The organism is Pseudomonas sp. JV245A (assembly GCF_032424515.1).
Taxonomy (GTDB): domain Bacteria; phylum Pseudomonadota; class Gammaproteobacteria; order Pseudomonadales; family Pseudomonadaceae; genus Aquipseudomonas; species Aquipseudomonas protegens.
Window position 1 is genome coordinate 1 of the sequence record NZ_VYKE01000636.1, and the last position, 275, is coordinate 275.

Annotated in this window: 1 protein-coding gene; it reads left to right on the plus strand. The window is 57.5% G+C overall.

What is annotated here, in order from left to right; genetic code table 11:
• Positions 1-159 precede the first annotated feature (159 nt).
• Positions 160-275: hypothetical protein (locus F6S12_RS33385; RefSeq protein WP_315870070.1), on the plus strand; the 116-nt coding region annotated here is incomplete at its 3' end.

Consider the following 275-nt stretch of genomic DNA (forward strand, 5'->3'; position numbering starts at 1 on the left):
ACTCGAGGCCCTCTTCTCCGGCAAGCCGGCTCCTACGTAAGGTCGTGCACTGGCGGCCGCTGGGGCGCTGGCGAAGTTTGTCGCAAAAGATTTCATCAATTCTTGATTCTCAATCCGCCATGGGGCAAGTTGCGCGCTTCTCACTACAAGGAGCCGCCAATGTCCGGTTCAATGGCCCAGGCGTTCGCCCACAATTTTCTCGGCCAATCACCCCGCTGGTACAAGGCAAGCATTGTCGCGTTCCTGTTGCTCAACCCTCTGCTGTTCTTCGCTGT